The sequence below is a fragment of the Amycolatopsis sp. NPDC000009 genome, assembly GCF_055563465.1.
The window spans coordinates 352,032-365,106 of record NZ_JBVHDI010000003.1 but is presented as its reverse complement, the minus strand read 5'-3'; the positions used below and the strand labels follow the sequence as shown (position 1 = coordinate 365,106).

General features: G+C 71.0%; 15 protein-coding genes. 5 read left to right on the top strand and 10 right to left on the bottom strand.

The window, feature by feature from the left end; genetic code table 11:
* Positions 1-21: 21 nt before the first annotated feature.
* The 6 genes from ACZ3HL_RS11620 to ACZ3HL_RS11595 form a co-directional block, all read right to left on the bottom strand.
* Positions 22-1,035: an asparaginase gene (locus tag ACZ3HL_RS11620; RefSeq protein ID WP_465530460.1), complete on the bottom strand. Its 1,014-nt coding sequence runs from the start codon at positions 1,033-1,035 to the stop codon at positions 22-24.
* Between the two features lie 248 nt (positions 1,036-1,283).
* A complete protein-coding gene (locus tag ACZ3HL_RS11615) occupies positions 1,284-2,108 on the bottom strand; it encodes a class I SAM-dependent methyltransferase (protein WP_465530458.1) in 825 nt (274 codons plus the stop codon).
* Positions 2,105-2,485, bottom strand: coding sequence for a VOC family protein (locus tag ACZ3HL_RS11610; protein WP_465413824.1), 381 nt, complete (start codon positions 2,483-2,485; stop codon positions 2,105-2,107). The genes ACZ3HL_RS11615 and ACZ3HL_RS11610 overlap by 4 nt, the downstream gene beginning before the upstream one ends.
* 42 nt (positions 2,486-2,527) lie before the next feature.
* Positions 2,528-3,265, bottom strand: coding sequence for an FAD:protein FMN transferase (locus ACZ3HL_RS11605; protein ID WP_465530456.1), 738 nt, complete (start codon positions 3,263-3,265; stop codon positions 2,528-2,530).
* Positions 3,262-3,672, bottom strand: coding sequence for an FMN-binding protein (locus ACZ3HL_RS11600; RefSeq protein ID WP_465530454.1), 411 nt, complete (start codon positions 3,670-3,672; stop codon positions 3,262-3,264). The genes ACZ3HL_RS11605 and ACZ3HL_RS11600 overlap by 4 nt, the downstream gene beginning before the upstream one ends.
* A 17-nt stretch (positions 3,673-3,689) precedes the next feature.
* Positions 3,690-5,027 (bottom strand): ferredoxin reductase family protein, encoded by a 1,338-nt coding sequence (locus tag ACZ3HL_RS11595; RefSeq protein ID WP_465531047.1) that lies wholly within the window; start codon positions 5,025-5,027, stop codon positions 3,690-3,692.
* 144 nt (positions 5,028-5,171) lie between these two features.
* Between ACZ3HL_RS11595 and ACZ3HL_RS11590 the strand changes: the two genes are divergently transcribed.
* A complete protein-coding gene (locus tag ACZ3HL_RS11590) occupies positions 5,172-5,867 on the top strand; it encodes a response regulator transcription factor (RefSeq protein WP_465413818.1) in 696 nt (231 codons plus the stop codon).
* Positions 5,864-7,300, top strand: a complete 1,437-nt coding sequence (locus tag ACZ3HL_RS11585; protein ID WP_465413814.1) for a sensor histidine kinase — start codon at positions 5,864-5,866, stop codon at positions 7,298-7,300. Before ACZ3HL_RS11590 ends, ACZ3HL_RS11585 begins: the two co-directional genes overlap by 4 nt.
* 32 nt (positions 7,301-7,332) lie before the next feature.
* Here the strand turns inward: ACZ3HL_RS11585 and ACZ3HL_RS11580 are convergent, their stop codons facing one another.
* A complete protein-coding gene (locus ACZ3HL_RS11580; protein WP_465530452.1) occupies positions 7,333-7,986 on the bottom strand; it encodes a pyridoxamine 5'-phosphate oxidase family protein in 654 nt (217 codons plus the stop codon).
* Positions 7,987-8,076: 90 nt separating this feature from the next.
* Between ACZ3HL_RS11580 and pdxR the strand changes: the two genes are divergently transcribed.
* Positions 8,077-9,435, top strand: coding sequence for a MocR-like pyridoxine biosynthesis transcription factor PdxR (gene pdxR / locus ACZ3HL_RS11575; RefSeq protein ID WP_465530450.1), 1,359 nt, complete (start codon positions 8,077-8,079; stop codon positions 9,433-9,435).
* 33 nt (positions 9,436-9,468) lie between these two features.
* A complete protein-coding gene (locus tag ACZ3HL_RS11570) occupies positions 9,469-10,437 on the top strand; it encodes a zinc-binding dehydrogenase (RefSeq protein WP_465413808.1) in 969 nt (322 codons plus the stop codon).
* Here the strand turns inward: ACZ3HL_RS11570 and ACZ3HL_RS11565 are convergent, their stop codons facing one another.
* Both ACZ3HL_RS11565 and ACZ3HL_RS11560 read right to left on the bottom strand, forming a co-directional pair.
* Positions 10,438-10,980 (bottom strand): DUF3515 domain-containing protein, encoded by a 543-nt coding sequence (locus ACZ3HL_RS11565; RefSeq protein ID WP_465530448.1) that lies wholly within the window; start codon positions 10,978-10,980, stop codon positions 10,438-10,440.
* A 19-nt stretch (positions 10,981-10,999) separates the two neighbouring features.
* Positions 11,000-11,233, bottom strand: coding sequence for an Lrp/AsnC ligand binding domain-containing protein (locus ACZ3HL_RS11560; RefSeq protein WP_005160289.1), 234 nt, complete (start codon positions 11,231-11,233; stop codon positions 11,000-11,002).
* 133 nt (positions 11,234-11,366) lie between these two features.
* Between ACZ3HL_RS11560 and ACZ3HL_RS11555 the strand changes: the two genes are divergently transcribed.
* Entirely contained in the window at positions 11,367-12,323 is a 957-nt protein-coding gene (locus ACZ3HL_RS11555) for a thiamine-phosphate kinase (RefSeq protein WP_465530446.1), read from the top strand.
* On the opposite strand, the gene ACZ3HL_RS11550 is transcribed toward ACZ3HL_RS11555, so the two are convergent.
* Positions 12,320-13,039: a GNAT family N-acetyltransferase gene (locus ACZ3HL_RS11550; protein ID WP_465530444.1), complete on the bottom strand. Its 720-nt coding sequence runs from the start codon at positions 13,037-13,039 to the stop codon at positions 12,320-12,322. The two genes, ACZ3HL_RS11555 and ACZ3HL_RS11550, sit on opposite strands and share 4 nt — an antisense overlap.
* Positions 13,040-13,075 lie beyond the last annotated feature (36 nt).

Here is a 13,075-nt window from a genome sequence, read left to right as displayed (position 1 = left end):
ATTCAGAGGACGAAACGCGGCTCAGGCGAGGTCGCCCCGGAGCCGGAATTCGGCCTCGACGCGGTCGCGCGAGGCGCCGGTGGCGAGCAGGGTGTGCAGCAGGAGCCGGGATTTGCGCGGGTCCAGCCAGCCCGCCATGGTCGCGCCCATCGCGATCAGATCCGATTCGGAACCGCGGAAGCCGTAGGTGCCGCGGAACGTCGGCCCGGCGCCGGTGCGGCCGGCGACCACGATCGGCACCTCCGGCAGGACCCGCTCGATCACCTCGGCGGACCCCGCCGAGACGTGCCCGGCACCGTTCGCGGCGAGCACCACACCCTTCACCCCGGCCTTGACCAGCGTTTCCAGGAGCTCGCCGGTGTCCTCGACGCCGCTCTCGACGATCGGCACCAGCCCGGAGAAGTCCGCGTCCGCCAAGGACAACGCCGCCGGGCGGGCGGCGACCGGGTGGAAGTAGTGCACCAAGCCCTCGCTGAGCAGCGCGAGCGGCCCGGCGGGATTCGAGGAGAACGCCTCGACATGGCTCGAATGCGTCTTGCGGACCCAGCGCGCGGCGTGGACGTCGTCGTTGAACGCGACCAGGGAGCCGCGGCCCCGGCTGCGGGGATCGGCGGCGACGGTCAACGCGGCCAGCAGGTTCCCCGCGCCGTCGGCGCTGGGCAGGCTGGGGTTGCGCATCGCGCCGGTGACCACGATCGGCGCCTCGGAAGCCCAGGTCAGCTCGAAGAAGTACGCGGTCTCTTCGAGCGTGTCCGTGCCCTGGACCACGACGACGCCGTCCGCGCCCTCGTCGACGGCCCGGGCGGCCCAGTCGCGTGTCCTGATCAGGGTCGCGAAATCCATCGACGCGCTGGAGATCCCGGCGAGTGTCTCCGCGCGGACGTCCATCTCGAGGTTCTCGCCCAGGTCGCCGAGCAGGTCGGCGGCGGTGAGCCGGGGGACGGCGTGGTCCTCGCCGTCGCCGGGGACCATCGAGATGGTGCCGCCCAGGGCGGCGACGGCGACAAGGGGCCGTTTCTCAGGGGAGACGCTCATGCGGACATTCTTCCAAAGTCTCGTGAGTGGTAAGGACGGTTCTAACCGTCCTTACCACTCACGAGACCTGACCGGCGATGTCACGTGACCGACCGGACGACACGCGTGAACGGCGTTCCGCCGCGTGTCGTCCATCTGATCACGCGTGTCGTCCGGTCAGTCACACGAAACCGCCGCCCGTACACCGAGACTTGACCGACCACGCCACCGCCACCCTTTGCTCGCATGCAGCAGCACATGCCCGACGCTCAGGTCGCCTTCACGGCCTCGATGGTGTAACTCGCCGCCAGCCGCCGCGGATCCTCCGTCAGCCGCCATTCCTCGGTCGCCTCGTTCAGGGTCATGAACCCGGGCAGCGCGTTCCACGGCACGCTGTCGTGCTCCACCAGCCGCGTCAGCGTGAGCCCGGCGTCGAGCAGCGAAGTGACGATCTCGCCGAGCCCGTGGTTCCATTCGTGCGTCCGGTTGTGCTGGAACGAAACGTCGGTGTCCACATAGGTCCCCGGTTCGTCGAACACCAGCGGTTCGGCATGCTCGAAGTACGGGTACCGCGGCGTGATCAGCGGTTGTGTCTCGTCGAGGGTGCCCAGCATCGGGTGCATGTCGCGGATGAACAGCCGTCCGCCAGGCTTCAGCAACCGCCCGACGACCTGCCCCCACCGGGCGATGTCCGGCAGCCAGCAGAGCGCGCCGATCCCCGTGTAGACGAGGTCGAATTCCCCGGTGCCCAGCACGTCGGCGGCACTGTACACATCGGACTCGTGGTAGTCGATCTCCGCGCCGGTCTCGGCGGCCAGCCCGCGCGCGATCTCCAGCGCGGGCGCGGAGAAGTCGAGGCCGGTCATCCGGGCGCCGAGGCGGGCCAGTGAAAGCGTGTCCGTGCCGATATGACACTGCAGGTGCACTCCCCGGGCGCCGGAGACGTCGCCGAGCAGCGGCCGGTCGAAGGTGACCACGCCGCTGAGGTGCGTGGGGTCCGCGACGAACTTCTTGTAGCCGTAGTCCGTCGAAGCGGCGTGGGCCGGAGCGCGTTCGTCCCAGTTCGCCCGGTTGACGGTCAGGTAGTCGGTCACGAGGTGGCGGCCTTTTCGGCGGCGCTGCGCAGCACGCAGAATTCGTTGCCCTCGGGGTCGGCGAGAACCGCCCAGCCGGTGCCGTCCGGGTTGCGCCGGTCGTGCAGGAGGGTCGCGCCGAGTTTCAGCACGCGCTCGACCTCCTCGTCGCGCGGGATGTCCGGCGTGAGGCAGAGGTGGATCCGGTTCTTCACCGTCTTCGGCTCCGGGACCTGCCCGAAGAAAAGCGTGACTCCGTTGTCCATCTCGATGATCGCTTCGGGATCGCCCGGCACGTCGTCGTCCGCCATCGGCTTTCCGACGACGCCGCTCCAGAACCGGCCCAGTTCGTAGGCGTCGGCGCAGTCGAAGAAGAAGTTCTGTACGACAGAGGTCATGACGCCGCAGTCTGCCTGAGCCCGCGACGGGCGGCCAACGGTTTAAGCGAGCCGTAGCCCCGGCGACCGGTGCACCTGCCGCTCCGCGTCGATGACCAGCACCTGGCAACCCGGCTGCGAGGCGACCCAGGCGATCCCCTCGGCCCCCATCGCGAAAGCGGCCGTGGCGAGGGAATCCGCGGTGACGAGGTCGTCGGCGGCGACCGTGACGCTCAGCAGCCCGGCCGGCGGGCGCCCGGTCCGTCCGTCCAGGATGTGCGCGCCGCGTTCGTACTCCGCCGAGGTCGCGACCGCGCCACCGGACGATTCGACCACGGCACAGACCGCGTCGGGCCGCTCGGGATGCCGGATGCCGACCCGCCAGGCGCGGCCGGGCTCCGGCTCGCCGGAGGTGACGACGTCCCCGCCCGCGTTGACACAGAAGACGTCCAGGCCCTCGGCCAGCAACAACGCCGCCGCTCGCTGCACCGCCCAGCCCTTCACCACCGCGTTCGGATCGAGCCGCCGCCCGGGAAGCCGGGCGGTGAACGCCCCACCGGACAACCGTTCGTAGTGATCGCACAGCGAGAGGATCTCCAGGAGGTCGTCGCTCAGTTCCGAGGGCGCGAGTTCGCCGCGGTCGTAGCGGCAGACCTCGCTGTCGGCCTTGAACGGACTGAACCGGGCGTCGACTTCCCGCAGCCAGCCGAAAACGCCGTCGATCGCGTGGCGGGCGAGGTCGCCGCCCGTCCGGACGTCGACCGAGACCGGCAGCCCCATCACCTGTTCGACGCGGTTCATCGCGCGTCCAGTGCCGCCTGCAGGGATTTGACGTACGACTCGCTTGTCGACGTGGCCCCGGAGACGGTGTCGATGTCGGCGCTCTGCGCGGTCAGCGTCTCCGCCTGCAGGACCGGGATCGCGTCGACCCCGCGGCCGCTGGTCGGCCGTCGCAGCAGGCGTACTTCGGCGATCCTGTCGTCGGCGGAGAACACCAGCCGCACCTGGACGGTGCCGTACCGGTTGCTCTCCACCGAACCGTCGATGGTGCGTTCGGCCGCGCCACTATCCGAAGAGGACACACCCGGAGACGAAGGCGCCGCGACGGCCACGGTCTCCGAGCCGAGCGGACCCGGTTCGTACAGCCAGACACCGAGGAAACCGGCGGCCGAAAGGGCGACCGTGGCGGCGACGATGGTCTTCTTCATGATCGGGACTCCCTGGCTCAGGCGGCGAGACTGAAGCGTTCGGCGTGGACCTGCCGGGACGGCACCCGCAGCTCCCGCAGGCTGCGCAGCGTCGCGGAGGTCATCCCCGGCGGGCCGCAGACGAAGACGTCCCGGTCGGCGATGTCCGGCACCATCCGCCGCAGGTTGGGCGCGCCGAGTACCGGACCGGCCTGATCGGACGGTCCACTGAGGACCCGGACGACCGCGCCGCGCGCCCGCGCCAGTCCGATCAGCTCGGGCAGGAGGACGGCGTCGCGTCGGTCGCGGACGCGGTAGAGCACCACGACGTGTCCGGAGATCTCCTCCAGCAGCGCGCGGACCGGGGTGATCCCGACGCCGCCCGCCACGAGCAACGCGTTCGGTTTCTGTTGGTGCATCGTGGTGAACGCGCCGTACGGGCCTTCGGCGAACACCCGGGTGCCGACCTTCAGCGACCGCAGGGACGCGCTGCCGTCACCGGCGGCCTTCGCGGTCAGGCGCAGGGTGCGGCCGTCCGGCGCGGCCGACAGGGAGAACGGGTTCGCCTGCCACCAGCGATCCCGGGTCATGAAGCGCCACAGGAAGAACTGGCCTGCCCGCGCGGGCATCTTGTCGAGGTGCTTGCCGGAGATGTACACCGAGACGACGTCGCGGGATTCGGGGACGACGGCGACGACCTTCAGCCGGTGACGCAGATTACGTGCCAGCGGCAGCACCACCCGGCCGGCGGCGACCGAGCCGAGCGCGACACCCCACACCGCCCACCAGTAGACCTGCGCCCCCGCCGACGACGCGAACGATCCGCCCAGCGCGATCTGATGGCTGAACGCCAGCACGACCGCCGCGTAGGTGTAGAGGTGGATGAAATGCCAGGTCTCGTACGCCAGACGGCGCCGGGCGAATCGGGCGGAAACGGCGCCGACGAGCAGGATGAGCGCGAACGCGACGACCGCGCGCAGGATCCCCTCCAGTTCGGTCACCATCGTGACGAACTCGCCGGCCACGCCGGTGTCCTCGACCTGCGCGTAGCCGAAGACGATGAAGACGAAGTGGGCGAGCAGCGTCCACAGCAGGCTGAACCCGGTCCAGCGGTGCCAGCCGGTGAGCCGGTCCATGCCGAGGCGGCGGTCGAACCACGGCAGCCGCGCGACCAGCAGCAGCTGGAACGCCATCGCCAGCGCCCCGTACAGCCCGGCGAGCCTGCCGACGCTGATGAGCACGTTGTCCGACGGCCCGGCGGCGAAGAAGAGCGTGGTCACGGCGGCCACGTTGGCGCCGAGGAAGAGGAAGAGCCCGGCGCGCGCGGCGATCCTGGGACGGATCGCCGGGCGCTGTCTCACGGCGGTCTGCGTCATGGTGGTCACACGTGGTTCCTTCCGATCCGGTTCAGTGCCGAGCCTGCTGCGCCAACCTGTGACCTTTCTTGGCGGAACCTGTCGGCTTCCTGTCGTGTGCGCTCCCGCCTCGCCCTCGCGCGCGCGTTCACGGAGGATGGCGTTGTGAACACCGAGAACCCCGTCCGCCTGCTGGTGGTGGACGACGAGCCGCATATCGCCGACCTGGTGGCCACCGTCGCCCGCTACGAGGGCTGGCAGGCCGTCACCGCCGGATCGGGGGAGGCCGCGCTCGAACGCGCCGCCGAATTCGGGCCCGACATCGTCGTGCTCGACCTGATGCTGCCCGGGATCGACGGGTTCACCGTGCTGGACAAGCTCCGCGAGGCCGGGACGGCGGTGCCCGTGGTCTTCCTCACCGCGAAGGACGCGACCGCGGACCGGGTCGCCGGGCTCACCCGCGGCGGTGACGACTACCTCGTGAAGCCGTTCTCCGTCGAGGAACTGATGGCACGGCTGCGCGCCGTCCTGCGGCGGAGCACCAACCAGGCCAAGGCGGCGGTGCTGCGGGTCGGTGACCTGACCCTGAACGAGGACACCCGCGAGGTCGCCCGCGGCGGCGAACCCGCCGAGCTGACCCCGACCGAGTACGAGCTGCTGCGTTACCTCATGCGGCGTTCGCCTTCGGTGCTGACCAAGGCGCAGATCCTCGACCACGTCTGGGAGTACGACTTCGGCGGCCGGTCCAATGTGGTCGAACTCGTCATCTCGCACCTGCGCCGCAAACTCGACGCGGGCGGCGAACCGCTGATCCACACCGTGCGCGGGGTCGGCTACGTCGTCCGGCAGGCGGCGAGATGAAGGTACTGCGCCGGTGGTTCGACGCCTGGCGCCGGTCGAGGCTCGGCACCCGGCTGGCGCTCGGGCTCGGCGCGCTGGCACTGGTCGTGTTCGCCATCGTCGGGACCGTGATGGTCGGCATCATGAAGGGCTACCTGAACGACCGGCTCGACGAACAGCTCGCCAAGACCCAGATCAGCCAGGTGCCGTCACTTCGCACCACGCACGGCGGGAAACCTCAGCAGGCCTACGGCTGGTTCTCCGCGGTGTTCGCGGTGCGGGACGGCGAGGCGCTGCCGCAGGCGGGCGGTTCCCTGCCGCCGGACACCAAGGCGCTGGAAAAGGTCGCCGAGGACGCGACGCGGACCGAGGTCCTGCGCACCGTCTACATCGAGGACAAGGGCACCTACCGGGTCCGGGCCTGCCCGATCGAACCGGCGCAGAACATCGTGCTGGTCAGCGCCGCGCCGCAGGCGGATCTGGACCGGACGGTCAGCCAGCTGATCATGGTCGAGGTCGTCGCGTTCCTGCTGGCGCTGGCGGTGCTGGTGATCGCGGGGCGGCTGGTGCTGCGGCGCGGGCTGCGGCCGCTGAGCGACATGGCCGGGACGGCGCACGACATCGCTTCGCACGACCTCACCGCGAACGCCGACCTCCCGGTGCGCGCGCAAGCGAGCGGCGGCGGTGCCGAAGTCGAAGAACTGCGGACGGCGTTCAACGTGATGCTCGCGCACCTCGATTCCTCGCTGGTCGCACGCCGGGAGGCGAACGAGCGGCTCCGGCGGTTCATCGCCGACGCCTCCCACGAACTGCGCACGCCGCTGACGTCGATCCGGGGTTACGCCGAGCTTTTCCGCTACGCCGCGGCGAACGAACCCGCCGAACGCGAGGCGCACCTGTCGAAGATCCGGGAAGAGACGCAGCGGATGAGCGTGCTCGTGGACGACCTCCTGCTCCTAGCGCGCCTCGACGCGCCGGAGACCGAGGCGCCGCTGCGGCTGGTCGGAGTCGACGTCGCCGAGCTGATCACCGACGCGGGGGAGGCCTTCGCCGCCGGCCGCCCGGAGCATCCGCTGAGCATCGGCGCGCTACCGGAAGGCGTTGTCCTGCAAGCGGATCCGGTGCGCCTGCGGCAGGTGCTGGACAATCTGCTCGCCAACGCCGCGGTGCACACGCCGCCAGGGACGCCGGTGACGTTGTCCGCGGCGGCTTCGGACTCGGAGGTCGTCCTGCGGGTGAGCGACGCCGGGCCCGGGATCCCGCCGGAGGCGCGGGAGCGGATCTTCGACCGGTTCTACCGGGTCGACACCGCCCGCACTCGCGGCAACGGCGGGACCGGGCTCGGGCTTTCGGTGGTGCTGTCGCTGATTTCGGCGCACGGCGGGACGATCGAGGTCGACAGCGTGCCGGGGGCGACGACGTTCACCGTGCGGCTGCCGCGTCACCGCTCGTGAGTGGTAAGGACGGTTAGAACCGTCCTTACCACTCACGAGACCCGCCGCTTCACGTGGTCCGGCACCGTCCACTCACTGACGAGATCCGCCGACGGCTCCGGTTCACCGAACACGGTCCGCACCGGTAGCACCCCCGCCCACGAGAGATCGGCCGCGACCTCGTCCTCGGGATCGTCGGGGCCCTCGCCGCGCATCTTCACCGAAGCCTCGGTGAGGTCCAGTTCCAGCACCGAAACGGCCGCGAACTCCTTCACGTCGACATCCCGCGCGTGTTCCCACGAACCGGGCGCGAGGTGGTCGGTCAGCACGTGGAGGCCGTGCATCTTGCGTTCGCGATCGGTGACCGCGGCCGCCCTGCCCAGGATCACCGCGCTGCGGTAGTTCATCGAGTGGTTGTTGACCGAGCGCGCGTAGACGATGCCGTCGAGCAGGGTCACCGTGACACAGACCTCGACGCCGTCGGAGTCGCGCATACTCCTCGCGCCCGTCGAACCGTGCAGGTAGAGCGTGTCGCCGTCGCGCCCGTAGCCGGTCGGGATGACCAGCGGGACGCCGTCGCGCACGACACCGAGATGGCAGACCAGGCCCTCGTCGAGCACCGAGTACAACGCCGAGCGGTCGGTGAGGGCGCGGTTCTTCTTGCGGCCGAGGGTGGTCCGGTCGGTGGGTGAGAGCGGGGCAGACATGCGAGCAGTCTCACCCACGAGAGTGGCCTGTAATAATGTCCAATTCTCCTATACTTGAGAAGGCCACTTCCCGTAAGTCCGGAGTACACCATGTCCGACACCGCCCTGCCGGTCAGTCTCGACCGCGATTCGCTCGTCCCGCTCGCGGTCCAGCTGGCCGACGCGTTGCGCGCCGCCGCGGGCGACGGACATCTGCGCGGCGGCGACAGACTGCCCTCGACCAGGGCACTCGCGAGCCGTCTCGGCGTCAGCCGCACGGTGACGTCCGCGGCGTACGAACAGCTTCACGCGGAGGGCTGGATCGCCGGCCGCCACGGCTCCGGCACGTACGTCACCACCACGCCGCCCGCGGACCGGCCTTCGAAAGGGCCCGCGCCGGGTGTCCCCGCCAAGCCGCCCACGCTGGTCGACCTCACGCCGGGCGTCCCGTGGGCCGACGGCATCGAGAAGGCGGCTTGGCGCCGCGCGTGGCGGGCCGCCGCCGACCCGCGCCCGACCTATCGCGAGGACAGGGCCGGTCTGCCCGCGTACCGGGACGCCGTGTCCGAACATCTGCTGAGGCACCGTGGCCTCGCCGCCGGAACGGTGCTCGCGACCGGCGGGACGACGGCCGCGGTGATCGAACTCGCGGGCGCGACGCTCTCGCGCGGTGACCGGGTCGCGATCGAGGAGCCGGGTTACCAGCGCGCGGTGCAGGCGTTCCGGCGCGCGGGGATGGAGGTCGTGCCCGTCCCGGTCGACGAAGAGGGCCTGCGCCCGGACGCCGTCCCCGCGGACGTTCGCGCGGTGTACTGCTCGCCCGCGCACCAGTACCCGCTCGGCAGCCGGATGAGCGCGTCCCGCCGCGTCGACCTGGTCGAACTCGCGCGCGCCAACGGCATGCTGGTGATCGAGGACGACTACGACGGTGAGCTGCGGTTCGACGTCGCGCCGCTGCCGCTGCTGGCCGCGCTCGCGCCCGACGTCGTCGCGCATCTGGGGACCACGAGCAAGATCCTCACGCCGGCACTGGGCGCGGGCTGGATGGTCGCGCCGTCGCAGGTCGCGGCGGCGGTGCTGGAGTACCGCGAAGCGACCGGGACGCGTCCTTCGCCCGCCGGGCAGCGGGTGCTCGCCGAACTGGCGCGGCACGGCGATCTGGGCCGGCACCTGCGAAAACTCCGGCGGGAGCTGTCGGAGCGCCGGTCCCTGGTTTCGGCGGCACTGACTTCGGCGGGGATCCCGGTGCTCGGCGACGACGCGGGCGCTCATCTGGTCGTCCCCTGCGGCTCGGCGGCCGACGAGGTGGCGCGCATGGCGGCGGCGGAACGCGCCGGGATCCGGCTCGACGGGCTGGCCCGGCATTTCGCCGGGACGCCGACGGTGTTCGGGAACCTCATCGGGTACGCGGGCTGTTCGCGCGAGGCGCTGCGATCCGCGCTCGAACCGCTGATCGCCGTGCTCGCTTGACCTCCACCATGCTGGAGGTCATAGCTTGCGCTCATGCGTGAGATCAGAGTGTCCCGGTTCGGTGATCCCGGCGTCCTGGAACAGGTCGAAATGCCCACCCCCGAACCGGCGGAGGGTGAACTCCGGGTCACGGTGACGGCGGCCGGCGTCGGCTGGCTCGACGCCCTCATCCGGCGAGGGGACGGACCCGACGTGTTCGCGGTCGAGCCGCCGTACGTGCCGGGCGGGTCGGTGGCGGGCACCGTCGACGCGGTGGGTCCCGGAATCGACGAAACCTGGCTGGGGAAGCAGGTCCTCACCCACGCGCCCGGCGGATACGGCGGGGGATACGCGGACACGGTCGTCGCGCTGCCGGACGACACCTTCGTGCTTCCGGAGGGGCTGGATCCGCTGCACGCGGTGGCCCTGTTCGACGACGGCAGTACCGCACTGGCGCTGCTGGAGAAGACCCCGGTCACGGCGGGGGAGCGGGTCCTGGTGGCGCCCGGCGTCGGTGGGCTCGGCAGCGTGCTGGTGCAGCTCGCCCGCGCGGCGGGCGCGTCTGTCTTCGCGGCGGTCCGCGGCGACGAAAAGGCGGCGATCGCGCGGAAACTGGGCGCCGAACCGGTCGACTACTCGGCGGCGGACTGGACGGGCGACGTCCTCGCCCTCACCGGTGGCCATCGCCTGGACGTGGTCTTCGACGGTGTCGGCGGCGAGCTCGGCGCCGCCTCGCTCGCGTTGCTGAGGAACGGCGGCCGCTTCTCCGGCTACGGCATGTCCAGCGGCGCGGAGACCGTGATCGGCGACGCCGACCGCGCCCGGCTGTCCGTTGTGGACATGGCGCAGCTGGTGGGGTTCTGGCCCGACAACCCGCGCCGGGTGCGGGAAGTGCTGCGGCAGGCGGCAGACGGGAAGCTGACGCCGGTCATCGGCCGGACGTACCCGCTGGCGGAGGCGGCCGCCGCGCACTCGGACATCGAGGCGCGGCGGTACACCGGCAAGAGCCTTCTGCTGCCTTGATCAGAAGCGCAGCGGCACCGCGGGGAGATTGGCGGCGATGACCTCGGAAACGGTCTGGAGCGGCCCGGTCCCCGCGGTGCCCGGCACGGTGAGCGCCGTGTAGACGGGGCGGTCCACCGCGAACCACGTCGCGGTGCCCTCACCCTCGACCTGCAGCCACTGGACGCCGTTGATCGTCCGCAGCTGCGAGGTCCGGGTGAGCTCCGGCGGCTTGCCGAGACCACACCGCAGGACCACCGGGTCGCCGGTGCCCCAGCCGATCGTCGCCTCGGGGGCGGGGTCGGCCAGCTTCCGCCGGACCAGCGTGTTGCCGGACGACGTGAGCTCGTGCGGGAGCGCGCCGACGAGTTTCGCGCATTCGGGTGACCCCGACTGCGGTGCCGGGACCGGGACGAGCGGGAGCGGGCCGTCGGCGGCCGGGGCGTCGGAGTCCGCGCCGCGGGTCAGCCCGAAGACGGCCACGCCCGCGACGAGCAGGATCGCCAGGCAGGCGGCCGCGATCAGCAGGGGTTTCGGCGGTGCGCCGGTGTCCGTGTCAGCCACCGGACAACTACACCACTTGTCACAAGTGCACGACCGGGCAGGTCAGCGTCCGCGTGATGCCCTCCACGTTCTGCACCTTGGCGACCACGAGCTGACCCAGCTGGTCGACGGTGTCGGCCGCGGCCTTGACGATGACGTCGTACGGGCCGGTGACATCCTCCGAACTGGTGACACCGGAGATGGTGGAGATCTCCGCGGCGACCGCGGCCGCTTTGCCGACCTCGGTCTGGATGAGGATGTATGCGTGGACCACGGCGCGCCCCTTCGTAAAAGTCGGCTCAAGGTAGGAACGTTGTAGCAACGTATCGCCAGCCCCGGGAAAAACCTAGGGCTTCCGACTATCGGTGATCGCTATTTGTCCGGACAAGGGAAAGTGGAGGTGACGGGTGTCACCGAACGACGGCACGGTCGCCGGGACCGGTGAATTCCGGTTGATCGAGGCGGTGACCGCCGGCCGGAAACAGCCGGAGACGACACTGCTCGGACCGGGGGACGACGCGGCCGTCGTGGCCACCCCGGACGGGCGGACGGTGGCCTCCACCGACATCCTCGTGCAGGGCGTCCATTTCCGGCTCGACTGGTCCAGCGCCGAGCAGGTGGGGCGCAAGGCGGTCGCGGTGAATCTCACCGACATCGCCGCCATGGGCGCGCGCCCGACGTCCGTCCTCATGGGATTCGCGTGCCCCTCGGACACGCCGACGTCACTCGTCACCGAACTCACCCAGGGCATGTGGCTCGAAGCCGACCGCGCGGGGATCGGGATCGTCGGCGGCGACATGGTGCGCGCCGACCAGATCGTGATCAGTGTCACCGCCCTCGGCGACCTCGGTGGCCGGGAACCGGTGACCCGGTCCGGCGCGCGTCCCGGCGACGTCGTCGCGGTCTGCGGGCGGCTCGGCTGGGCGGCCGCCGGGCTCGCCGTGCTCGGGCGTGGTTTCCGCTCACCGGTCAGTGTGGTCAACGCGCAGCGCTGTCCCGAGCCGGACTACGAGGCGGGGATCCGCGCGGCCGACGGCGGCGCGACGTCGATGATCGACGTGTCCGACGGGCTCCTGTCCGATCTCGGCCACATCGCCGAGGCCTCCGGCGTCGGGATCGACGTGCGGACGGCGGACCTCGACGTGTCGAGCAGGCTGACCGAGGTCGGCACCGCGCTCGGCGCCGACCCGCTGAAATGGGTGCTCACCGGCGGCGAGGACCACGCATTCGCGGCCACCTTCCCCGCCTTCGCCGACCTGCCGGAGGGCTGGACCGAGATCGGCGTCGTCACCATGCCGGATTCGGGGGTGACGGTGGACGGGAAGCGGTACGGGCACGACAGCGGCTGGCAGCACTGGCGCTAGGAGCGTGAGGCCCACCAGGTCGATTCCGCGCCGGCGGTGAAGCCGAGCGATTCGTACAGCGGCCTGCCCAGCCGGGACGCGGTGAGGGTGACCGGCAGCCCCGCCAGTGGGGCGAGCGAGCCGAGCATCACGGCTCGTCCCACGCCACGCGAGCGGAAGGCGTCCGTCGTGCCGACCCAGTAGTGGCTGCCGAAGCCGTCGTCGACGACGGTGACGCACGCCCCGGCGACCTCGCCGTCGAGCCGCGCGACGAACACCTCGACGCCCGGCCGGCCGAGCAGGGCCGTGGGGAACATCTCACCCGGCTGGAAACGCGTGAGTTCGAAGGCTTCGACCACCACGCGTTCGGCGGCCCGCAGGTCGGCCTCCTCGCGTACCCGGATCACTTCCATCGCGGGTTCGGCGACCGGGGAGGGTGGGCGCAGCATGACGGGCATCCGCCAGCTGCGCATGTCTCCGAGATGGCTCAGATCGGTGACACTGAAGGGATCCTCGGCCTCCACCGGTCCCGTCGCCCGTGCGGCGAGCTCGGTGATTTCCGCCAGCTCACCGGCGGTGAGACCGGGCTCCTGGATCAGGACGCGCAACCCCGCGCGCCCGCCGGCGACGGCGAGAAAGCCGCGACGGCGGATCACCTCGTGCCCGCGGGACCGGCCGGTCGCGGCCCAGAACGCGGCGGAATTGCGTGCCTGACGCAGGGGCGTTTCGCTCGACATGGGCAGAACCTAAGGCGTGCCACGGTTCCGGCGACA